18 protein-coding genes and 1 pseudogene are annotated in these 21,477 nt (G+C 64.7%); 3 read left to right on the forward strand and 16 right to left on the reverse strand.

The features are described 5' to 3' along the window. Positions 1 to 31: 31 nt before the first annotated feature. Positions 32 to 235 carry an archaellin/type IV pilin N-terminal domain-containing protein gene (locus BLU88_RS17615; protein ID WP_092016803.1) on the reverse strand — a complete coding sequence of 68 codons (204 nt, stop codon included), beginning with the start codon at positions 233 to 235 and terminating at the stop codon, positions 32 to 34. Positions 236 to 484: 249 nt separating this feature from the next. Here BLU88_RS17615 and BLU88_RS17620 point away from each other — a divergent pair, with 249 nt between their 5' ends. Beyond that, positions 485 to 2,203 (forward strand): PucR family transcriptional regulator, encoded by a 1,719-nt coding sequence (locus BLU88_RS17620; RefSeq protein WP_092016805.1) that lies wholly within the window; start codon positions 485 to 487, stop codon positions 2,201 to 2,203. A gap of 195 nt (positions 2,204 to 2,398) precedes the next feature. Here the strand turns inward: BLU88_RS17620 and BLU88_RS17625 are convergent, their stop codons facing one another. The 15 genes and pseudogenes from BLU88_RS17625 to BLU88_RS17695 form a co-directional block, all read right to left on the reverse strand. After that, the gene (locus BLU88_RS17625; protein ID WP_092016807.1) at positions 2,399 to 3,631 is read right to left on the reverse strand and encodes a cytochrome P450; all 1,233 of its coding nucleotides are present in this window, start codon (positions 3,629 to 3,631) and stop codon (positions 2,399 to 2,401) included. 15 nt (positions 3,632 to 3,646) lie between these two features. Continuing rightward, the gene (locus BLU88_RS17630) at positions 3,647 to 4,660 is read right to left on the reverse strand and encodes a PDR/VanB family oxidoreductase (protein ID WP_092016809.1); all 1,014 of its coding nucleotides are present in this window, start codon (positions 4,658 to 4,660) and stop codon (positions 3,647 to 3,649) included. A 418-nt stretch (positions 4,661 to 5,078) separates the two neighbouring features. Then, entirely contained in the window at positions 5,079 to 6,311 is a 1,233-nt protein-coding gene (locus tag BLU88_RS17635; RefSeq protein WP_092016811.1) for an acyl-CoA dehydrogenase family protein, read from the reverse strand. Beyond that, complete coding sequence (locus tag BLU88_RS17640; protein WP_231939493.1) at positions 6,312 to 7,376, reverse strand: phosphotransferase family protein; 1,065 nt, start codon at positions 7,374 to 7,376, stop codon at positions 6,312 to 6,314. It lies immediately after the preceding gene. 311 nt (positions 7,377 to 7,687) lie between these two features. Continuing rightward, entirely contained in the window at positions 7,688 to 8,800 is a 1,113-nt protein-coding gene (locus BLU88_RS17645) for an ABC transporter substrate-binding protein (RefSeq protein ID WP_157689194.1), read from the reverse strand. Between the two features lie 40 nt (positions 8,801 to 8,840). Continuing rightward, positions 8,841 to 9,935: an NADPH:quinone oxidoreductase family protein gene (locus BLU88_RS17650; protein WP_092016815.1), complete on the reverse strand. Its 1,095-nt coding sequence runs from the start codon at positions 9,933 to 9,935 to the stop codon at positions 8,841 to 8,843. Between the two features lie 2 nt (positions 9,936 to 9,937). Continuing rightward, positions 9,938 to 10,159, reverse strand: coding sequence for a biotin/lipoyl-binding carrier protein (locus BLU88_RS17655; protein ID WP_092016817.1), 222 nt, complete (start codon positions 10,157 to 10,159; stop codon positions 9,938 to 9,940). A 1-nt stretch (position 10,160) separates the two neighbouring features. Further along, positions 10,161 to 11,561 carry an acetyl-CoA carboxylase biotin carboxylase subunit gene (locus BLU88_RS17660; protein ID WP_092016819.1) on the reverse strand — a complete coding sequence of 467 codons (1,401 nt, stop codon included), beginning with the start codon at positions 11,559 to 11,561 and terminating at the stop codon, positions 10,161 to 10,163. Positions 11,562 to 11,592: 31 nt separating this feature from the next. Then, on the reverse strand, positions 11,593 to 13,152 hold the full coding sequence (locus BLU88_RS17665; protein WP_092016821.1) for an acyl-CoA carboxylase subunit beta: 1,560 nt from the start codon (positions 13,150 to 13,152) through the stop codon (positions 11,593 to 11,595). Between the two features lie 108 nt (positions 13,153 to 13,260). Then, a complete protein-coding gene (locus tag BLU88_RS17670; RefSeq protein WP_092016823.1) occupies positions 13,261 to 15,516 on the reverse strand; it encodes an acetate--CoA ligase family protein in 2,256 nt (751 codons plus the stop codon). A gap of 315 nt (positions 15,517 to 15,831) precedes the next feature. Continuing rightward, complete coding sequence (locus tag BLU88_RS17675) at positions 15,832 to 16,737, reverse strand: LysR family transcriptional regulator (RefSeq protein WP_092016825.1); 906 nt, start codon at positions 16,735 to 16,737, stop codon at positions 15,832 to 15,834. A gap of 117 nt (positions 16,738 to 16,854) precedes the next feature. Further along, positions 16,855 to 17,391: pseudogene (locus BLU88_RS17680) on the reverse strand (SDR family NAD(P)-dependent oxidoreductase); the annotation flags it as partial. 12 nt (positions 17,392 to 17,403) lie between these two features. Next, complete coding sequence (locus BLU88_RS17685; RefSeq protein WP_092016829.1) at positions 17,404 to 17,661, reverse strand: hypothetical protein; 258 nt, start codon at positions 17,659 to 17,661, stop codon at positions 17,404 to 17,406. Beyond that, positions 17,658 to 18,593 (reverse strand): ABC transporter permease, encoded by a 936-nt coding sequence (locus tag BLU88_RS17690; RefSeq protein ID WP_157689196.1) that lies wholly within the window; start codon positions 18,591 to 18,593, stop codon positions 17,658 to 17,660. The genes BLU88_RS17685 and BLU88_RS17690 overlap by 4 nt, the downstream gene beginning before the upstream one ends. Further along, positions 18,586 to 19,434, reverse strand: a complete 849-nt coding sequence (locus BLU88_RS17695; RefSeq protein WP_092016833.1) for an SDR family NAD(P)-dependent oxidoreductase — start codon at positions 19,432 to 19,434, stop codon at positions 18,586 to 18,588. Before BLU88_RS17695 ends, BLU88_RS17690 begins: the two co-directional genes overlap by 8 nt. 357 nt (positions 19,435 to 19,791) lie before the next feature. On the opposite strand from BLU88_RS17695, the gene BLU88_RS17700 reads away from it, so the two are divergent. Both BLU88_RS17700 and BLU88_RS17705 read left to right on the forward strand, forming a co-directional pair. After that, a complete protein-coding gene (locus BLU88_RS17700) occupies positions 19,792 to 20,658 on the forward strand; it encodes an ABC transporter ATP-binding protein (RefSeq protein WP_092016835.1) in 867 nt (288 codons plus the stop codon). Continuing rightward, positions 20,645 to 21,469: an alpha/beta fold hydrolase gene (locus BLU88_RS17705; RefSeq protein ID WP_167356920.1), complete on the forward strand. Its 825-nt coding sequence runs from the start codon at positions 20,645 to 20,647 to the stop codon at positions 21,467 to 21,469. The genes BLU88_RS17700 and BLU88_RS17705 overlap by 14 nt, the downstream gene beginning before the upstream one ends. The last annotated feature ends 8 nt before the right edge of the window (positions 21,470 to 21,477 follow it).

Raw genomic sequence — 21,477 nt, forward strand, 5'->3', positions numbered from 1 at the left:
CAAAGGAAAGTTGAGCGGAAAACCGGAAGGATCATTGGAAGACCAATACGAGCACGAATGCCACCACCAAGAGGACGCCCACAATGGAGTACTCGATACCGGTGAGCTGTCCGGGCTGGCGCTGTGAGTCCTTCTGGGCGAATTCGGCGCAGACTCGATCGCGTTCAGCGTTGAATTCCGATTCGGTCATGTCGGTTGTCGGCAGGCCGGCTGCGTTTTCAGGTGAATTGAGCATGTCCGTAATTCCTTTGACGTCGATGTCTGGATCCCGCGGTGCCTCCCGCAGACCACACCGCATCCATGAGATGTCCACCCATCATCTGCGGCTCATGTGAGCTGAACAACTTCAACCGTGTAAACAATTTGACAATAGTGACGTTACACTTTGTAAATAGCCGTGATCGTCCGACGGTCAGATGACTGATCGGCAACATGGTCACAGCGAGTCAACGGCGATGCGGAGAGAGTCTGTGGTGATGTGACGATGGTGATGACGTTGCGCCGGATCTTGGAATTCTCGGTAGTCAGTCAGTCCCACCCTCGAGTTCTCGGTCGTCCCGACCTGCTCGATGCGCAGGTGCGGCGCATCCATGTTGCAGAATCCGCCGAGGTCACAGGTTTGCTCGAGGGTCGAGAGGTGATTCTGTGCTCCGGGTTGACGTTGACTCCCAACACCGCTCAGATTTCGGACTTCCTCACCCGTTTCGCCGACGCGGGGGCTGCCGGAGTCATCTTCTCTTTCCTATCCGATGACGCAGAGCTCAAATCCCAATTGTCTGCGGTTGCAGCGAATGCGACGTTTCCCGTCGTTCTCCTCGACGATCGAGCTCGATTCGTCAGCATCACCGATTCCGTCGACCAGCTCATCAAATCTGCAGACAGCGATCAGTCAGCTTCTTCTGCCATCATCGAGTTCCTGACTTCGGCTTCGGCCGACCGCCTGGGCCCGATGGAACTCTTCCACGCCATGGCCGACCTGCTCGACCAACCCCTCGTATTGGTGAACTCCCTCGATGAAGTCGTTGCGCAACAGGGCTTGAGTGTCAGCGATCTCCACCGTTTCCTCCCCACCCAGTCAACGCACGAGTTTCGGCAAGGGCTCCGCACTTCCCCTTGGGTCGCTGTCGATGTCTGGCACGGCCGAACAAAGGTCGGAGCCATCATGTCCCCGGTCTTCCACAAGGATCCGCGATTGTCGATTGCCGTCGAACGATTCGCCGAGCTGCTAGCTCAAAAGCTCGCCGAGGGGGCCGTGGATTTCGAACAGATGCGCAGAAAGGCGCGCACCGAGATTGTGTCCGACCTGCGGTCGACGACGCCCATCGACGCAGAAACCGCTCAATTGCGAGCCGCTGTCCTCGGGATCACAGAGGCGACTGCCTTCGCAACCACAGTCGTCCACTTCCACACGGGTTCGGCCGCCACGATACGGTCAGAAGCTTCATCCGACCACGCAGTCGGAGGTCCATCGCGCTCCCCTGCCGGCTCACCTCGCAGCTCTTCCGATCCGATTGACACAGCAGCCCCGCTCAGTCATCTGCTCGACTCTGCCGCTGCCGAGTTCATCCATTTCACCCGTGCCCTCAACTTTCCGGTGATCTTATGCCGCATCACCGATCAGGATCTCGGCTTCGTTCTCTGCCTGCCGCCCGACATCACAACCGAATCGGGTCTGACCGCCTTCGAATTCGCATTCGCCACGTGGCTGAGCCTGCAGGGGCAGGATGACCTGTCGGCCCCCATTCCTGCGTGGACCATGGGCGCGGCAGGGTCAGCACGCAATCTCAGCTTCGCGGCTGCCAACGGCCTCGACGACTCGCGCCGTGTGGCTCTGGCGGCAGCAGCGCTCGAGAACCGGGGAGCACAGCTCGTCCTACCGGTTGACCTCGGATTCCACTGGTTGGCTCAGGGGCTTGTCGGCACAGAGGACGCCGCCTTGTTCGTCCGTGATCAGTTGGGTCCTGCACTCGATGAGCCCGAGTATCTCGACTTCATCCACGCCTATATTTCGGCGAACGGCAACGTCACGGAGGTCGCACGAGCTGTGCATCTGTCCCGGCCCCGTGTCTACGCCAGGATCCGTCGAATCGAAGACGAATGGGGGCTGCACCTTGACGATGCGGAGGTGCGGACGTCCCTTCATCTCGCTCTTACCCTGCACCGCCTCGGTGCCTTGGCACGCCGACCGGACAATGGCTTCTGAACATCCGAAAGCCACCGCACCGAAGATGGCCCTCGGTGCCGTGGTGGTGTTTCCATGGTCTCGCTTCACGAATCGTTGGCACTCATCAGAAACGATTCCCTGGTCTTATTGCCCGCGATCAAATCCCCGGTTCTACTCCAAAGATCGACCCGCGGGGCATACTTGATCGCCCTAAACAGTCGCATTGACCCGGCCTCAGGCGAGGGTGAAGCGCAACGGGATCGAAGCCCATCCGCGCAGTGCGTTGTTGTGGTGGCGGCTGACGCCGTGCTCGCAGGCGACTTCGATCTTCGCGACCTTCGGAATAAGCTGTTCGAGCAGGCAGGTGGCCTGCAGTCGAGCAGCATGCTGACCCACGCACTGGTGGATGCCCATACCGAACGCCAGGTGACCTGACGGATCCCGCGAGAGGTCGAACTTCTCGGGGTTGTCCCACCGACGGGGATCCCGGTTGGCTGCACCGAAGCACATCATCACACGCGATTCGGCCGGGATGATAAAGCCCTCGACGTCAGTGTCCTCCGAGGTCTCACGGAACATCTGCTGCACCGGCGACTCCCAACGCAGCGCCTCATCGAAGGCCACCCGCTTGAGACCCGGGTTGTTCCGCAGTGCTTCCCACTGTCCGGGGCTCGTCGCCAGACCATAGAGCAGGCTCGAGATTCCGTACACAGTGGTGTCGACACCAGCGGTGACGAGCGAACGAGTGAGCAGCGGAGCGAAGTCATGGAGGATCTCGCCACGGTCGGCGGCGGCCCAGATGTCTGCACCGAAGCCTTCCTCGTTGAGGTTCTCACGCTGGCATTTCGCATTCGCCCACGCGGTCATCTCGGCAGCCGGGCACTTGCTCTCGGCTGCGAGTTCGTTGCGCGGACCCACCTGGTTGAAGATGTAGTCGGCGTATTCGACGAGCTTCTCCCGCCCCTCTTCTTTGATGCCCGAGGCATCAGGGAAGAAGTTCACGGGGAAGACCGATCCGATGTCCCCGAAAGCATCGACGTCGACGACGTCGCCGGAGTCTTTCCCGGCGAGCAGTTCATCGATGAGAGTTCCGGCCCGCTCCATGCACTGGTCGGTCATTGAACGCAGGACTCGTGCGGAGAGGATCTCCTGCAGAACTTCGCGCGGCATATCGTGTTCGGGCGGATCCATCTGCAGCAGACCGCGAGCGTGCCACGGCTTCTCCAGTCCGACGCCCCGCCCCGACATGAAACCCTGCCAGTTCGATACGGCCTCGGACAGGTTGTCGAACCGTCCGATGGCGTAGGCATTGTACTTCGACAGATACGCGACCGGGCCGGCCTCGCGCAGCTTCTCCTGGAACGGAAGCGGATTCTCCAGTGTCTCTCGCGAGAACGGATCGTCGTCGAGGACGGGAATCGCGCGTCCGGCTCCGGCCTGCGCGGGATCAACAGCGGTGGTGGTCATGGTTGCTTCCTCTTCTTACAGATCGAGTTCGAGGCGATCGCTGACGGCGCGGGAGACGCAGACGAACATCCGGTCGTTCCTCTCGCGTTCCGCGTCGTTGAGCAGCGAATCTCGGTGTTCGGGCTTGCCCTTGAGCACTGCGACCTCACAGGTTCCGCAGACGCCCTCGTTGCACGAGGAGAGCACGGGAACCCCGGCATCGGTGAGTGCGGCGAGCACGGACTGGTCCGTTCCGACCTCGACGCACTTCTTGCTGCGGGCCAGGTCGAGCATGAAGGGTTCGGTGCGCACAGGCGCAGGCAGTGTAGCGGGCACGAAACGCTCGAAGCGCACAGCCCATGACGGCCAGTTCTCAGCGGCCTTCTGTACCACGTTGAGCAGCGGTTCGGGACCGCAGCAGTACACGCGGCCGTCCTCGACGGGCTCGGACAGGTACGACAGGTCCATGAAGCCCTTCTCGTCCTGCGGCCAGAGAGTGACCTTGTCACCGTAATCGGCGAGTGTGTCGAGGAAAGCCATCGAGTCAGTCGACCGGCCACCGTAGTTGAGGTGCCACGAGGCACCGAGCTGCTCAGCGGCCTCGATCATCTTCAGGAACGGAGTGATGCCGATTCCGCCGGCGATGAACTCGAAATGCTTGGCCTGCGAAAGCGGGAAGTTGTTGCGTGGGGTTCCGACGGTGACCATGTCACCGACGGCGAGCTCCTCGTGGACATATTTCGATCCGCCCTTCGATTTCGGGTCGTTCAGGATCGCGATCTCATAGACGTGCGGATCCCAGCGGTCACCGCACAGCGAATAGTGGCGCGACAGTGCCTCCCCGTCTGCTTGGGGAACGACGACCTCGATATGAGCGCCGGGAGTCCAGAACGGGACCCGTCCCCCATTGGGCTCCACCAGTCGCAGCCGCACGATTCCATCGGCGACGATCTCCTTGCGGTCGACGCGAAGCGTCTGAATGCCGGGCTTGCCGGCAACGGCCTTCTGAGTCGTCGCAACATCTTTGTTGTCAACAGCGAGCGTTTCCATGCCCCCATCATTCCCGGCTCGCGTCAGCGAAACAATGTCGGATCACCTATCAACGCGATAGGCGATGGGATCCACGCCTCCGCCACCGAAGTAGCCCTGCCCTCTTCGTCGACCTGGCCCCGGCGTCCCCGTGGATCAGGTCCAATGGAGAAGTTCAGAGCCGGTGGAACTGCGGCGCGGTTCAGGTAGGACTGAGGAACGGTTCCAGTGAATCTGAGGCCCGATTCCGGAGGAGTATTGCCCGGTGGATGCGGCCGCGAGCAGGGCTGTATTCCGTAGACACGGTCGGACTCCGCTTTCAGACCCGAATCCGTGGACGTTCCCAGACACAACGATCCCGCGGTCCGAACTTCGTGAGAAGTCCGAACCGCGGGATCTTAAATTCGGTTAGAGACTTAGGGCACCACAGACCTGAGAGTTAGTCGCAACCGGATTCCGCTCGCTGACGCTTGAGCTCACGGCGAGCCAGAGAGTTCTTGTGCACCTCGTCGGGGCCGTCGGCAAATCGCAGCGTCCTGGCGTAGGCGAACGAAGAAGCAAGGTCGAAGTCCTGCGACAGACCACCCGCACCATGGACCTGAATGGCCTTGTCAAGGATCCATTCGACGGCGGCCGGGGTTGCGATCTTGATCGCCTGGATCTCCGTATGCGCCCCTTTGTTGCCGACGGTGTCCATCAGCCACGCAGTCTTGAGCACGAGCACACGCAGCTGCTCGATGCGCACCCGCGACTCTGCGATCCAGTCAAGGATCACGCCCTGATCCGACAGTTTCTTCCCGAATGCGGTGCGCGAATCCGCCCTAGAGCACATCGCCGAGATCGCCCGCTCGGCCATACCGATGGCTCGCATGCAGTGGTGGATCCGTCCGGGGCCGAGGCGCGCCTGCGCGATGGCGAAGCCCTCCCCCTCACCGCCGATGAGGTTGCTCGCCGGCACCCTGACATCGGTGAACGCGATGTCGCCATGCCCTCCGTTGAACTTGTCCGAGTAGCCGAGGACCTCCATCGACCGCGACACGTCGACACCCGGGGTGTCACGCGGCACGATGATCTGGCTCTGCTGCTTGTGGCGTTCTGCGTTCGGGTCCGTCTTGCCCATGACGATGAGCAGCTCGGCGTCCGGGTTGAGCGCACCGGTGATGAACCACTTGCGTCCGTTGATGACATAGGCGTCACCATCGCGTTCGATCCGCATCTCCACATTCGTCGCGTCGGAGGACGCGACAGCCGGCTCGGTCATCGCGAAGGCCGACCGCATCGTGCCCTTGAGCATCGGCTCGAGCCAGCGCTTCTTCTGCTCCTCGGTGCCGAACTGTGCGAGCAGTTCCATGTTCCCCGTGTCCGGAGCGGCGCAGTTCATTGCGGCCGGCGCCAGGGTGCGACTGCGGCCGGACACCTCAGCGAGCGTCGCATACTGCACGTTCGTCAGGCCCGCCCCTTCCTCACCGGGGAGGAAGAGATTCCACAGGCCGCGCTTCTTCGCCTCGGCACGCAGCCGCTGCATGACCTTCGACGCGGTCCACTGATAGGGATTGTCCAAGGCTTCGAGCTCGGCGGCGAATTCGTCCTCCGCAGGGAAGACGAACTCCTCCATGAATGATTCGAGCTCTTTCTTCAGCTCGAGAGTGCGATCGTCGATCGAGAAGTCCATCTACTTGTGCTCCTTGAGTGCTTGGTGTCCCATGTCGATGAGCAGCGGAACGGCGTATCCGGCGTTCTCGAAACCTGCTCCCAACGTCTGTCCGTTGAGGTGTCTGTACCGCACGCCCTCGGAGATGCCTGCGAGCTTGAAGCATGCGAGAGCGAGGTGGAAGCCGAAGCCCTCCAAGCTGCGTCCGCTCTCTGCGGCGTACTGCTCGATGATGTCGTCCTCGCTCGGGTACCCGGGAGTAAGTGTGACATCGGCAGGAGCATCGGCGTTCTCCGGCCAATCGGCCACGAGGCGTGCACGTTTCTGATACGTGAGCATGAGGGCGAGGTCCATGAGCGGCTCACCCAGAGTCGCGAGCTCCCAGTCGATGATCGCGGCGGGCTTGTCATCAGCCCCGAAGAGGACGTTGTCGAGGCGGAAGTCGCCGTGAACGATTCCGGCCGCCGACTTCTCCGGCACTCGGGCGGCAAGTTCAGCGTGGAGCTCCTCGGCACCGGGAAGGTCACGGGTGTGCGAAGCGTCGAGCTGTTTCTTCCACCGGCTGACCTGGCGGGCGAGGAATCCTTCGGGTCGGCCGAAGTTCGCAAGTACCACCGCGGCGGGGTCGACGCTGTGGAGTTCGACGAGGGTGCTGATCAGTCGCTTACCGATCGACTGCACGCGCTCGGTGCCGAGCGGTTCGAGATCGTCGCGGTACCGGTAGGGCACTCCGTCGATGTGCTCCATGATGTAGAAGTCCGCACCGAGCACATCATGGTTGTCGCAGTAGGCGACCATTTCCGGAACCGGAACGGCCCCGCGCAGTGCCCCGGCGACCGTGAACTCGCGATTCATATCGTGTGCGGTGGCCATGACCTGTCCCAGCGGCGGGCGGCGGAGGATCCACTCGTGCTCGTCATCGCGCAGCACATACGTGAGGTTGGACTTACCGCCCTCGATGAGGCTCACGGACAGTTCGCCGCTGACGAGGCCGGGTTTGGCGGACTCGAGCCACGAGGTCAGACGCGGCAGGTCGACTCCGCTGCGGGTGTCCGCCTCGGTGTCGGCCAGTGCTTGCTCGTTCACGGGATCTCTCTCTTTCTCAGTTCTGCGCTGCTCAGCTCTTACGTTGCGCTTTCTACGGATCTGCGCTGAGCGCATATTCAGCGCTCGTGCGATCAGTTGCACGCTTGGATCATGGGATGGGCGTCGGTGGTGAGGTGCCAGGCCGGGTGGGATGCCAGCGCACCTAGGCTCATACCTCGGCGCACCACGGTTCTGCTGCAGGTGAGCTTCGGCACTGACGTACCTCGGCTCATGCGATGCCTCGCTTTGGCTCGTGCTCCGACGTGCCTCGGCCGGGGAACCCTTCGGCCCATGCTCCGACCCGCCACCGCTCATGCCCGTGCGAAGTCCGGCACCAGGGTCTCGTAGGTGACCTTGCCCTTCTCGATGTTGCCGAAGCGCTCGGCCAGCCCGATCATCCGTTCGACGATGTCCTTCGGTGCCTTGAACATCGGCTCGAGCGCAGGATCAACGACATTCGCGTAGTGCTTCATGTACTCCTCGGCGATCGGCAGCCCCTTGCCGGCCAAGCCGGTCTTGTTGAGCAGGGCGGCTGCATCCTTCGGATTCTCGAGCATCCATTTGCGCGCGTCGTTCTGCGTGGCCAGCCAAGCCTTGACCGATTCGGGATCCTTCTCCAGCATGTCCTCGCGCACGGAGGCACACACCACGGCCTGGTTGCGCATGATGTCAGGCGCGCTCTCCTCGGCGAAGTCGAGCAGGACCGAGCCGCCGGTCGCCTGGGCGAGCAGCCTCGTCGACGTCCACTGCACGGTCACGACTGCATCGACGCGTTCGTTGCGCATATTCGGGATCATCTGCGTCGTCGACCCCACGGCCAACGGAGTGATGTCGTCATAGACCATTCCGGCGGTCTCGAGAGCGAGTTTGAGCTGCAGGTCAGAACCGGCACCGATGGCGGTGACGCCGACCTTCTTGCCCTTGAGCGCATGCATCTTCTCTTCGAAGCTCGCGTTCTTGTCCGGCCACTTGACGTTCTTATTGCCGACGATCGCGTACGTCGTCTCCATATCGCGCACGCCCACGAGCATCGGCCGCTTGCCCTTGGCCGCATTGCCGTGGGACGCGAGCAGCAGCAGAGTGTCGACGGCGAACCCATCGATGGCACCGGCCACGAGCAGCTGCAGACCCTGCACACCGCTCTGCGGGGTGAGATGCTCGGGCACGTTGAGACCATGCTTCGCGTACTGCTTCTCCGCCAGATTGACGGTGTCGAGGAAGTAGGCGTCACCGGGGAACGCGGCGACCCCGAAATCACCGGACGCCGAAGCCTCGGCATCGCCCCCGCAGCCGGCGAGCAGCGGAGTGGCACCGAGTGCTGCCGCACCGGCGCCGTAGTATTTAATGAGCGAACGCCGGGAGACCGACGATCCGCTCCCCGCGCCCGGCCGGATCAAGCCGGGGCGGAGCAATGGTGCATTCATGATGACTCCTTTGTCATGTCTCATGTGCGAGGTGAGTTGGTCAGGTTCCGGCGCCGTGTTCCATGACGACGCGGCCGACGGTCTCGCCGTCGGCGAGGCGCTGCAGTCCCGCCGGCACCTCGGACAGTTCGACCCGCTCGCTGACGAACGGTTCGATGAGCCCCTGATCGGCGAGCTTCGTCAGCTCGACGTGGCAGTCGTCGACTGCCTGCGGGTTCCGCGTGTTGTACAGACCCCAATGGATGCCGAGGATCGAGTAGTTCTTCACCAGCGCATGGTTGAGCTTCGCGGTCTGGATCTCTCCCCCGGCGAAGCCGACGACGATGATGCGGCCCTCGAAGTTGATGCACTTCGTCGACCGGGCGTAGGTGTCACCGCCGACCGGGTCGAAGATGACATCGGCGCCGCGGCCGTCGGTCTCCGCCTTGACGACCTCGACGAAGTCCTCTGACTTGCGGTCGATGACGACATCGGTACCGAGCTGCCGGGCATATTCGGCCTTCGCCGAACCGCCGACGACGCCGATGACCCGAGCGCCCGCGGCTTTGCCCAACTGGATGGCAGCACTGCCGACGCCGCCGGCCGCAGCGTGGACGAGGAGGGTCTCCCCCGGCTGGATCCGGGCCAGACGATGCAGACCGAACCAGCCGGTCTGGTAGCCGATGAACAGGCACGAGGCCTTCGCATTGTCGAGCGAGGCCGGAGCCGGGTGGACGATGCCCTGGTCCATGAGCGCGACCTCGGAGAACCCGCCGTACGGCAGAGTCGTCAGGCCGATGATGCGGTCGCCGACCTGCGCCCGAGTGACTCCCGGCCCGGTGGCGATGACCTCCGCGCAGACCTCGCGGCCGGGCGTGAACGGCAGATCGGGCTTGACCTGGTATTCGCCGCGGCACATGAGCACATCGGGGAAGTTCGCCGCCGAAGCGAGGATCCGCACGAGCACCTGGCCCTCACCTGGGGTGGGCGTGGCGATGGTCCGCAGCTCGAGCGCCTGGCTCGGTTCGCCGAGTTCGGTCACCGACCACGCGGAGAAGTTCTCCGGCACCGAGGCGGCCGCCGCCTCGGCATCGGCCGTGGCCCGATCTGTCGCCCCGTCGGCTGCTGCGTTCGTATCGACTGCTGTCTGAGTCATTCTCACTCCGCTTCGATGTCGTACAGAGGCTGACCCGGTGTCACCGTGTCCCCCTCCTTGACGTGGATCTTGACGATCTCGCCGTCGTCTTCGGCCATGACGGGGATCTCCATCTTCATCGCCTCGAGGATGAGGACGACGCCGTCTTCTTCGATCGAGTCGCCTTCGGCGGCCATGATCTTCCAGACGTTGGCACCCATATCTGCATTGATTGTCTCGGCCATGTCACGCACTCCTCTTCGCTTCCTGCTTGGCGGCGAGTTTCGCCAGTCTCTTCTGTTCTGCCTGGGTGGCCTCGACGAGGCCGGTGTCATAGTGTCCCGAGACGAATTCCTCGGTCTCGAGGAGGATCTCGATAAACGGAGCGTTCGTCGTCAGTCCCTCGATCTCGAGATCCGCCAGCGCCTGACGGGCACGGGCCAGTGCTGTCGGGCGGTCGGGACCGAAGGCGCAGACCTTCGCCACGAGTGAGTCGAAGTGCTGGCTCACCTCGGTGCCGGCGGTGAAGCCGGAATCGACGCGGATGCCCTCACCGGTGGGTTCCGTGTAGGACAGGATCGGTCCGGGGCGCGGGTAGAAGCGCTTCGGATCCTCGGCGCAGATGCGCAGCTCGATCGCGTGACCGTTCTGCTGGTAGGAGAAATCCTTCGTCGTCGTGCCCGTCTGTGCGATCGCGAGCTGCTGTTCGACGATGTCAACTCCGTGGGTGAGCTCGGTGATCGGGTGCTCCACTTGGATGCGGGTGTTCATCTCGAGGAAGACGAAGTCACCGGTGGTCGTGTCGACGAGGAACTCGACGGTGCCGGCGTTGACGTAGTTGACCGACTTCGCCGCGGCGATCGCGGATTCGATGAGCCGGTCGCGGGTCTCGGGGTTGAGGTTCGGTGCCGGCGACTCCTCGATGACCTTCTGGTGGCGGCGCTGCGTCGAGCAGTCGCGCTCACCGAGTTCGACGATGGTACCGTCCTCACAACCGAGGATCTGCACCTCGACGTGGCGGGCGGCAGCGATGAAGCATTCGACGAAGACTCGGTCGTTGCCGAAGCTGCGGGCGGCCATCGATCGCGTGTTCTCGAACGCGGTGCGCAGCTCTTCGTCGTCATGGGCCACGGCCATGCCGATGCCTCCGCCGCCGGCGGACGCCTTGACCATGACCGGGTAGCCGATGCGGTGCGCCTCGGCGACGGCCTCGGCAGCGCAGTTCTGGGCCGCGCCGGCGTCACCGCTGATGGGCACGCCCGCCTCGGCGACGGCACGACGGGATTCGACCTTGTCGCCCATCTTCACGATGGCTTCGGCCGATGGTCCCACCCACTTCAGACCCGCCTCGGTGACGGAACGGGCGAAGTCCGCGCTCTCGGCCAGGAATCCGTAGCCGGGATGGACGGCGGAGGCACCGTGCTCCACGGCGATCTTGAGGATCGCGTCGCCGTCGAGGTAGGACTTCACGGGGGTCTCACCGGAAAGCGCCACTGCTTCGTCGGCCTCGGCCACGAAGGGAAGCTTCACGTCGACGGGGTCGTAGATGGCGATGGTGTGCACACCGAGTCGCTTTGCGGTGCGGATGATGCGGCGGGCGATCTCGCCGCGGTTGGCCACCAGCAGGCAGTCAGGGAATTCACTCATGGTCTTAGCCTTTCTCCGGTTCTCTTCGGTATCAGTAACCGGTGGGCCACATGCTCAGGTTGTGTTCGCCGATTCCGCTGGTGCGGGCGTTGTACTGATCGGCCAGTGCGTTGATGATGAACTCGCGGGTGTCGGCGGGGTCGATGACCTGCTCGAAACCGTAGACGCCGGCGACGTCGTAGGCGGAGGTGCCCTTGGACATTTCGGCGAGCTTCTCCGCGTAGAGCTCCGGCTCCGCCTCGGGGTCGACGCCGTGGACGACGGACACCGCCGAAGTGGGATCCATGAAGCTGACCTCAGTCGTCCACCAGCCGGCGGTCGCATCGGCCGTGCCGCCGCCGCCCATGTTGATGAACGCCTGGCCGTAGTTCTTGCGCATGGTCACTGCGAGCTTCGGCACGGTGACGAGCGAGAGTGCGTTCATCCAGTTGATGATCTTGCCGGCGACCTTGCTCCGCTCGGCCTCGAGGCCGATGAGGAATCCGGGCTGGTCGGCGAGCATGACGACCGGGATGTTGTAGGAGTCGCAGAGGACGAGCAGCGCGGTCGCCTTGTCACAGGCAGCGGCGTCGAGCGCACCGCCCTTGAACATCGGGTTGTTCGCGATGATGCCCACGGACTGTCCGTTGATGCGGGCCAGGCAGGTCACCAGCGATTTGCCGTAGCGCGCCTTGAGCGGGAACACCGAGTCGATGTCCGCGATGCACTCGATGACCTTGCGCACGTCGTAGGTCTGGGTGCGGGATTCGGGGACGATCTCGTTGATCTCCGCACCACGGTCGCCGGAACCGGCGGGCACTTCGGCCACCGGCGGCAGCTCACCGTTGTGGTTAGGCATGTAGGACAGGAACCGGCGGATGAGGTCGACGGCCTCCTCGTCGTCCTTGGCCACGGCGTCGGCGTAGCCGGTGACATCGGCATGGACCTTCCAGCCGCCGAGCTCCTGCTCATCGACGTTCTGGCCGGTGGCGCGGGAGACGAGTCCGGGGCTGGACACGGCGAGCACGCTGCCCTTCGTGAACACGGCGAAGTCGGAGATCATCGTGTGCCAGGCGGCGGAGCCGAAGCAGTAGCCGAAAGCGGCCGCGGCCCAGGGGCTCTCCCGCTTGCGCAGGAAGCGGGTCCGCGAATTCGCGTTGCCCATTCCGGTGCCGCCCATGGCGTCGGGCATTCGGATGCCGGTGGATTCGTTGAGGTAGACGAGCGGCGTGCCGGTACCCGCCGACAGCGCCTTGAAGTGACTCATCTTCTTGTTGCTCATCGGCGAGGACGAGGAGCCCTTGACGGTGAAGTCGTAGCCGACGACGATCGAGCGGCGGCCGTTGATCTCGCCGGAGCCGGTGATCTTGCCGTCGGCCGGGGTCTTGTCCTTGTCAGCAGGCACTGCGGAGGTGACGAACACTCCGGACTCGCGGAAGGTGCCGTCGTCCATGAGGCGGTCGATGCGTTCGCGGACGTTGAGCTTGCCATGCTCTCGGCGGGCGTCGAGCTTGCGCGGCCCGCCCATCGCCTGGGCCTTCTCCAGCCGTCGCTGGTGGTCCTCGGGCAGGCGGACCGAAGTCTCGGTGCCCGCGGTGTCCTGGTTCTTCATGTCATTCACCTTTCCAGCAGCGGTCTGCGTTGAGCGCTGATGCGGTTTGGGGGTGCGCTGCGGCGGGTGGGGCCGCCTCGGTGCGCACAATGGTTTCGATGGGGTCGGTCACGACGCGGTCGCCTTGGTGTGGGCAGTCGCCTTGGTGTGTGAGGCCGCCTCGGCGTGGGCCGTCACTGCGCGGTGCTGCTCGCCCACGGCGCGGGCCGCGATGGCCGCGTCCTCGAAAGCCGGGAACACGGGGATCCCGAGTCCGCGGGCGCGCTTCGTGTAGTCATCGATGAGCGCGGCGGTCTCGTCGCTGCCGTCGCCCTTGAGGACGAGCATCTGCTGAGTCGGGGTCGCCGAGGCGGTCGAGGCCCTGGCAACGGATTCGATGATCCGTCCGGTGACGTCACCGAGGCTCTCACCGAGGTTGCGCTGGATGATCCCGACGTTGAGGTGGGTGATCATCGTCGCCGCCGGTGATCCGGCCAACTCTGTGCCCTCGAGGACGAGGCCGACGATGTCTTCGGCGATGTCTCCGCCCTTGACGGCCAGAGTTCCGGCGGGAACGTCGATGGGGTTGGCGAAGCCGTTGCCCGGGGGCACATCGAGGTCTTCGAGGGCGTCGACGATGCTGTCCGGGAATGTCGGGGTGGCCTTGCCTTCACGGTCGAGTGCATCGGCTGCGAGCACGCTCGCGCCGCCGCCGTTGCCGAAGAGGACGACATCGTCGCCAGTGATCGGCTTCGACAGGTCGAGCGTCGACAGGGCGTGCAGGGCTGAAGCGAAATCGCTCAGGGAATCGACGAGGGTGATCCCGGCCTGGCGGGCGAAGGCCGGCCACAGGCGGTGGTTTCCGGCCAGCGCTCCGGTGTGGCTGCTGGCGGCACGCGAGCCGCCGGCGGTGCGTCCGCCGGCTAGCAGGACGACGGGTTTGCGCGTCGGTGCCGCTTCGAGAGTGCGCAGCACTTCGGCGGCGATGACGAGCGATTCGAGGTAGAGGCCGATGACCTCGACTTCGTCGTTGTCGAGGTGGGCGCGGACGAGTTCGGCCGCGGAGACATCGGCGCTGTTGCCGATCGAGATGACGCTGTGGAAGTCGATGCCGCTGGCGGCGCCGACGCGCAGGATGTCTACGCTCAGCCCGCCGGACTGGGAGATCACTGCGGTCGAGCCCGGAGTCAGCGGGGCCTCGGGGACGAAGGACAGATGTGCGGCGGACACGTGCGTGCCCAGGCAGTTCGGCCCGATGAGGCGGATGCCCGCTGCCCTGACCGTGGCTTTGAGTTCGGCTTCGAGTTCGATGCCTTCGGCGACTTCGCCGAAGCCGGAGGACACGACCTGAGCGAAGTGGAGTTTGCCCGCTCCCGCGGCCAGTGCCTCAGCGACGCGGGAACCGGGCAGGGCGATGTAGGCGTAGTCGACGGGTTCGTCGACGGCGCCGAGGTTCGCGACCGTGGGCGAGCCCTCGATGGTTTCGGCGGCCGGGTGGATCGGGATGATCGTGCCGGTGAAGCCGTTGTCCTGGAGGTTGCGGATGTAGCGGTTGGCCATGTTCGGCTTCTTGCCGCTGGCGCCGAGGACCGCGACGCGGCGGGGGTTGAACAGGGGGCCGAAGTCGGAGGCGGCGGCCACCTCGGTGCGGGGACCGGGGATGGCGTCGCCGACGAGGAATCGGGCGTCGGCAGCGACAGCGCGGGTCTCGGAGACGATGATCGGGTTGAGGTCGATCTCGATGACCTCTTCGGGCAGCTCGGACAGCAGGCCCTCGGGTCCAGCGAGGCGATGGATGAGGTCGATGAGTTTGGGCAGGTTCGCCGCGATCTCACCGCGGGCGCCCTCAAGGACCTTCTTGCCCTTGAGCTGACCGAGCATATCGGCGATCTGCGGCTTCTTCAGCGGTGCGGTGCCGAAGGCGATGTCTTCGAAGACCTCGACGAGGATGCCGCCGAGTCCGACCATGACGTTCCAGCCGATTCCCGGGGAGCGGACGGCGCCGACGATGACTTCGTGTCCGGCGGGGGCCAGCTCCTCGACGAGGAGGCCGGTGAGTTCGTGTCCGGCTTCGGCCAGGGACACGCGCATTTCATTTTCGATGCGGGGCAGCTCGTCGGAGGTGACTCCGACGCGGACGCCTCCGGCATCTGACTTGTGCACGAGGGTGGGCGAGACGGCTTTGACCACCAGCGGGTCCCGCAGGTGGTCGGGGCAGGTCTGGCCGAGTTCGAGGTGGACTCCGGCGGGAACGTCGATGCCGTGGGCGGCCAGGAGGGCTTTGCCCTCGGCCTCGGTGAACATCCCGGAATCGCGGGACCGGGCGGCTGCGACGAGGTTGCTGAGCGAAGCTTCGCTGCTCCGCTGAGGCGTTTCGACTGACAAGGGAATGACCTCACTGTGGATCGGGTGTGCAGGTATGACCTGCGAAAGCGTGTGTGAGTCAAGTCTCGCCAGCCGAAGCGCCTGTGGGAAGAGAGAACGCGCTGGCACGGTGATACGCAAGCCCTATCGGCCCCATGATCACTGGGCGGGTTGTGCTGGTTGGGTGGCCTGCGTTCGATGGGCCGCGCGCACGAACGTCACGCTGACGGACAGCACAACAGGGCCGCGCCGGAAAAACCGGCGCGGCTGAGTGCTAAGCGGAGTGTTCTTGGCTGAGTGTGGGCTGGCCCTGGTCTCCCACCCTGCGGCTTATTGTCAGCGGCCTGCGGCGGCGGATTCTCGGAGCAGCTTGAGGAAGGCCTGCACGGCCGAGGACCGAGCTTCGTCCTTGCGGACGATGACCGAAGTGTGAGCCTGTGCCCAATCGAAGTTGAGCGGGACGAGGGCGATCCCGTTGCCGCTGGCGGTTGAGTCCACGAGGGTGTTGGCCATTGAGATGCCGACGCCGGCACGGACCATCGACTGCACGGATTCGGCATTCGGGGACGAGTAGACGATGCGCGCCTCGATGCCTTCGAGCAGCTTCTCGAAGGCCACCTTGAGAATGCTCGAATCGGCAGGGAAGATGAGCGGTTCGCCCTCGAGGTCCTCTGGGGTGAAGCGGTCGACGCTGGCCAGACGGTGGTCCTCCGGCACCGTGAGCACGAGACGGCCGGGCAGCAGGTCGATGTGGTGGAGAAGCGCGTTTTCGGCTGCGACGAGTTCGATGCCCGGCAGACGGGTGACGATTCCGACATCGAACTTGCCGCTGAGCACCCCTCGCACCACCATCTTCGACGGGCCCTCGTCCACTTCGAAGCGCAGGCTCGGATAGTCGGTGAGCAGCTTGTGCACGACCGGAGGCAGAAGGGTCTGCGAGCCTGCGGGCACCGTGCCCAGACGCACCTCACCGAGCTGCAGTCCGCTGATGGCCGAGGCCTCTTCGCGCAGCATGCGCTCCGCCTGTACGGCGGCCTCGACATGGGGCAGAATCCGCTCGGCCGCATAGGTCGGCTTCACCCCTTTGGCACCGCGGGTGACGAGGAGGACGCCGAGGTCCTCTTCTAGCCGCTGCACCTGGCTGGTGATCGTCGGTTGGGAGATATCGAGTTCCTTCGCGGCCTGGCGGAAGGATCCCGTGCGCAGTGCCGCTTCCAGGTACCTCAATTGTTCGAAGCGCATAATTCGTCCTCCATCGTCCTCGACCGACCTCTTCGTCCGTGTCGGTTATAGCGCGGGTGGAGGACCGAACGCAATTCATGACCGAATGATCAGTGGCGTGCTCGAGCCGGGATCCGCTCAGTCCCGGGTCAGGACCATCGAGTCGAGGCCGGTCGAGTCCTGCGACAGCCCGCCGCCCTCGACCGGAATCGTCGACGCCGTGATGTACCCGGCCGCCGGGCTGAGCAGGAATGCGATCGGGGTGGCGACTTCCTCCGGCCGACCGAAGCGTGCCAGCAGCGGCCGCTCTGCGAGCTTCGCGACGGCCGGGTCCCGGGCGAGACGTTCACTCATCCGCGGCGAGAGGAACAGCCCGGGCGCGACCGCATTGACCCTGATCCCCCGCCGACCGTATCGGGCCGCGAGCTGCTTGACCCAGACTTCCAGTGCGGCCTTCGTCGGCCCGTACCCCGGCGAGGCGAGTGATCCGTGGCTGCCGGCCACGCTCGAGACGAAGACCATCGATGCGCCGTCCGGCAGCTGCGGCGCCAGTCGAGAGCCTGCGAGGATGACGTGTCTGAGGTTGATGTCGAAGTCCGCGTCCCACTGCTCCAGCCCGTAGTCGGAGATCTCCGCAGGCAGCATCCGACCGATGATGTCGACGACCCCGTCGAGCTCCCCGAACTCCTATCGGACAGCTACCTGGGCGGCTGCGATCCCTTCCTCGGTGGTGGCGTCGGCGACGAGGTGGGGCATACGCAGACGTCCGGCCACCTCGGTGACGGCTTCCTCATTCGCATCCAGGCACAGGACCTGCCCGCCCAACGCGACGATGGTCGCACTCACCTCGGCGCCGATGCCGCTTCCGGCACCGAGCACGAGATGGGTGCGACCATCGAGTCGGAACAGATCGGCCGGACTGCCGGCCTGGGGTGTTTCGGTCACCGCGTCCAATCGCTGACGACCTTGTGCAGGCCGGAGATCGCGATATCGAGCAGCATCGCCAGCAGACCCATGGCGACGAGAATAGCGAAGGTCTCGGCGACCTGGAAGTTGTTCGTGGCGATGACGATCCGCTGGCCGAGGCCGACATAGGATCCGACCATCTCCGCGACCACCGCGCCGAGGATCGAGTAGACCGCACCGAGGCGCAGTCCGCCGATGATCGACGGCAGAGCCGCCGGGATCTCGATCTTGAAGAAGCGCTGGATCTTCGTCATGCCCAGCGACTTCGTCAGCTGCGAGATGTCGTGCTCGATGCTCTCCAGCGCACCCATGGTGCTCGTCAGCAGGAGGAAGAAGACCATGGTGAAGGCGACGAGCGCCTTCGGGGTGAAGCCGAGTCCGAACCACAGGATGAAGATCGGGGCCAGGGCCGGACGGGGCAGGCTGTTGAGCAGGGTGAGGAACGGACGCATCGCCGTGTAGAGCACCGGGATGCGGGTGAACACGACAGCCAGGATGATGCCGGCGACGGCACCGGTGGCCAGACCGGCCATCGCTCCGCCGAAGGTTGCGAGCACATCGTCCCAGAACGTCGGATCGACGAGCTGGGCGACGAAGGCGAGTCCGACATCCGACGGGCGCGACACGAGCGTGGGATCCATGATCCCGCCGCGCACCAGCAGATCCCAGGCGGCGACGAACACGACGAAGACCCCGACGCGCAGCCCCCACACTGCAATGCGGTTGTTCAGCCGATCACGACGACGTTCGACGAGGATGCCGGAATCGTCGTAGGGCTGCCGGGCCGGCAGCTTGGCCGGGTTGTGGATGATGCCGCCGGCCTGCCGGCAGCTGCGGTATCCGTCGTGGCCGCCGCTGGAGCCGGAGCCCTGACCGTTGTTGTTCTCGTCTGTGGTCACTGCCTCAGTCATCGTCGCCTCCGCGGATGAGTCCGATATCGGACGGCGACGAGGTGTGCGGGCCACCGGTGACGGACAGGACGGCTCCGGTGATGAAGCTCGAGGCATCCGAACACAGGTACAGGCAGGCATCGGCGACCTCTTCGGGCAGACCGATCCGGCCGAGTGCGAGGTTGTATCCGAACTTGCGCTCGGCTTCGGCGTTGTTGAACCGCGATGCCTTCGTCAGGGTGGCGCCGGGTTCGACGCAGTTGACGCGGACTCCGCGATCTCCCCATTCCCACGCCATCGTCTTCGTCAGCGAGGCCAGCCCGGCCTTGGCTGCGGCATAGGCGCCGCGCATGGGGTGAGCGTGGTTGGCCGAGCCGGAGCCGACGTTGAGGATCGTGCCCCCGCCCTGCGCTTCGAAGACCGGCAGCACCGTGCGGGAGGCTTGGAAGGCGCCCGTGAGGTTCGTGCCGATCGTGGCGTTCCAGGCGTTGAGCGACATGTCCTCCAGGCGGCAGGCGAAGTTTCCGCCGGCGTTGTTGATGAGGACGTCGATGCGGCCGAACTTGTCCATCGCCGCAGCGACGAGATCCTGTGCGGTCTGCTCTTCCTTGATGTTTCCGGTGACCACGACCGCGGACCGGCCGTGTCGTTGGACGGCATCGACCTTCTCGGCCAGGGTCTCGGCCTTGCGGCCATGGACGACGAGGTCGGCTCCCGCCTCGGCGAATTTCTCCGTCATGGCGCCGCCGATGCCACCAGAGGCTCCGGTGACGATGACGACCTGATCGGCGAAGTCGAATTTCGTCTGACCGACCTTGACCCGGGCCTGGGCGCCGTCGGCGGTGTTCTGCTGTGTTCTCACGCTTGCTCCTCGATGCGGTTCGGCACGCTGCGTTGCGTGCCCGTCTCAGACGCGACATGTGTGTAAGCGCACATTCGGCGTTCGTGACAGCATTGAACGGATCCGAGTCCGGAGGCAAGCATTCATCGCCTATCGAAGCGATAGCCTCCGTGAGAGGGTCATTTCCTTGACTCTAACAACGAGGTGACGAACGATTCTTGCAACGAACAACGACGTCGATGAACCACCGAACCCGGCGCGCACCCCGCGCCACCCCTCAATCCACGTTGTGGCACAGAGTCGTCTCGCACCGAAGCAGGGCGCGCTCCCCGGTCGAACCGGCAGCGGTCACAGCCAGAACCCAGTTAGCGAGGAACCATGACCGAATCAGCCGGGACCGCCACCTTGAATCGCGACGATGCCTCCAAGGGCAATGCCCGCGGAGTCTCGATCACCTTCGAGGATGTCAACCACTCGTTCCTGCACGGTGACACTCCGGTCCGCGTGCTCACCGACTTCAACCTCGACATCAAGCCCTCCGAATTCGTCTCGATCGTCGGCCCCTCTGGCTGCGGCAAGACCACGGCGCTGGGCATGATCGGCAACCTGCTCAAACCGCGCGCCGGCAGCGTGAAGATCGATGGCGCCCCCGTGAAGCCCGGTGGCAACGATGCCGCGTTCCTCTTCGCTCGTGACGCTCTGCTTCCGTGGCGCCGGGTCCGCAGCAATGTCGAGCTCGGACTCGAGGTTCGCGGTGTGCCGAAGACCGAGCGGAAGGACCGCGCCGACGAGTGGCTGCGCCGGGTGCGCCTGTCCGAATTCGCCGACTCCGATGTCAACCACCTCTCCCAAGGCATGCGGCAGCGAGTCGCCATCGCCCGCACACTCGTGCAGAATCCGCAGGTCCTGCTCATGGATGAGCCCTTCGCCGCCCTCGACGCACAGACCCGCGCCATCCAGCAGGAGGAGTTCACCAGCCTGTGGGAGGCCGAACGCCCCACCGTCGTCTTCGTCACCCACGACCTCGAAGAGGCGATCCTCTTGAGCGACCGCGTCATCCTCATGGCCAGCCGTCCCGGCCGCATCGCCGCGGAGATGACGATCGAGCTCGAGCGTCCTCGCCGGCAGGAGATGCGCCGCGAGTCGCCCCTGTTCAAGCAGTACTACGAAGAGATGTCGGACCGGCTGCGCCATGAGGTGCAGCTGGCCGAGGATCGGATGCGAGAAGAGAATGTCATTGACTGACATGAACACCGGCACAGCCACCCTCGAGTCGCTCACCCGCGAGGACGGGACCACGCTCTCGTACCACCGTCTCGGCGAAGGTGAGAAGATCATCACCTGTCTGCATTCGCTGGGCCTCGACGGGTCCTGGTACGGGCCGTTGGCGGATGAGATCGGGGATGAGTACACGCTGCTCACTCCGGATTTCCGCGGTCACGGCGGATCGGACTTCGGCGCCGACGGCCCGACCCTGCATGCCATCGCCGGGGACGTCATCGCACTCTGGGACGCCCTCGGCATCGACACGAGCCCGACCATGGGCATCTCCTACGGAGGCATGGTCGCCCAGGCCGTGACCGCCCTTGCGAACGGTCGGGTGAGCGCACAGATCCTCATGGCCACCCGCGGTGCCTTCGATGAGAAGTCCACCGAGGCGACCCTCGGCCGGGCGAGCGCGACACGGGCTCCCGGCGGGGTGGAGGAGGCCCTGGAGACGACGATGAATCGCTGGTTCGGCGATGAGTCGACGAACCCGGACAATCCGCTCGTCGCCCGCGGCCGACAGCAGTACCTCGACGCCGGCGCCGACACCCTCGCCACCTGCTTCGAATCGATGGTCACCGTCGGCGACTATGCCGTGGCCGATCCCCCACCGACCCTCGTCCTCGGCGGCACCGACGACCGCAGCACCCCGCGGGCCGGAGTCGAAGCCCTGGCCGCATCCGTCGACGGAGCCCAGCTGCGCTTCGTCGACGGCGGCCACCTCGTCGCCTTCGACCGCCCCCATGTGGTCACCGAGGCGATCCTTCCGTTCCTGACCACCCTCGACTGACGTCCGGT

The organism is Brevibacterium siliguriense, from assembly GCF_900105315.1.
In the GTDB taxonomy this organism is placed as follows: domain Bacteria; phylum Actinomycetota; class Actinomycetes; order Actinomycetales; family Brevibacteriaceae; genus Brevibacterium; species Brevibacterium siliguriense.

Coding starts and splice junctions, on each gene's coding strand:
- BLU88_RS17615 (WP_092016803.1), bottom strand. CDS start 235: ATGCTCAATTCACCTGAAAACGCAGCCGGCCTGCCGACAACCGACATG.
- BLU88_RS17620 (WP_092016805.1), top strand. CDS start 485: ATGGTGATGACGTTGCGCCGGATCTTGGAATTCTCGGTAGTCAGTCAG.
- BLU88_RS17625 (WP_092016807.1), bottom strand. CDS start 3,631: ATGACCACCACCGCTGTTGATCCCGCGCAGGCCGGAGCCGGACGCGCG.
- BLU88_RS17630 (WP_092016809.1), bottom strand. CDS start 4,660: ATGGAAACGCTCGCTGTTGACAACAAAGATGTTGCGACGACTCAGAAG.
- BLU88_RS17635 (WP_092016811.1), bottom strand. CDS start 6,311: ATGGACTTCTCGATCGACGATCGCACTCTCGAGCTGAAGAAAGAGCTC.
- BLU88_RS17645 (WP_157689194.1), bottom strand. CDS start 8,800: ATGAATGCACCATTGCTCCGCCCCGGCTTGATCCGGCCGGGCGCGGGG.
- BLU88_RS17650 (WP_092016815.1), bottom strand. CDS start 9,935: ATGACTCAGACAGCAGTCGATACGAACGCAGCAGCCGACGGGGCGACA.
- BLU88_RS17655 (WP_092016817.1), bottom strand. CDS start 10,159: ATGGCCGAGACAATCAATGCAGATATGGGTGCCAACGTCTGGAAGATC.
- BLU88_RS17660 (WP_092016819.1), bottom strand. CDS start 11,561: ATGAGTGAATTCCCTGACTGCCTGCTGGTGGCCAACCGCGGCGAGATC.
- BLU88_RS17665 (WP_092016821.1), bottom strand. CDS start 13,152: ATGAAGAACCAGGACACCGCGGGCACCGAGACTTCGGTCCGCCTGCCC.
- BLU88_RS17675 (WP_092016825.1), bottom strand. CDS start 16,737: ATGCGCTTCGAACAATTGAGGTACCTGGAAGCGGCACTGCGCACGGGA.
- BLU88_RS17690 (WP_157689196.1), bottom strand. CDS start 18,593: ATGACTGAGGCAGTGACCACAGACGAGAACAACAACGGTCAGGGCTCC.
- BLU88_RS17700 (WP_092016835.1), top strand. CDS start 19,792: ATGACCGAATCAGCCGGGACCGCCACCTTGAATCGCGACGATGCCTCC.
- BLU88_RS17705 (WP_167356920.1), top strand. CDS start 20,645: ATGTCATTGACTGACATGAACACCGGCACAGCCACCCTCGAGTCGCTC.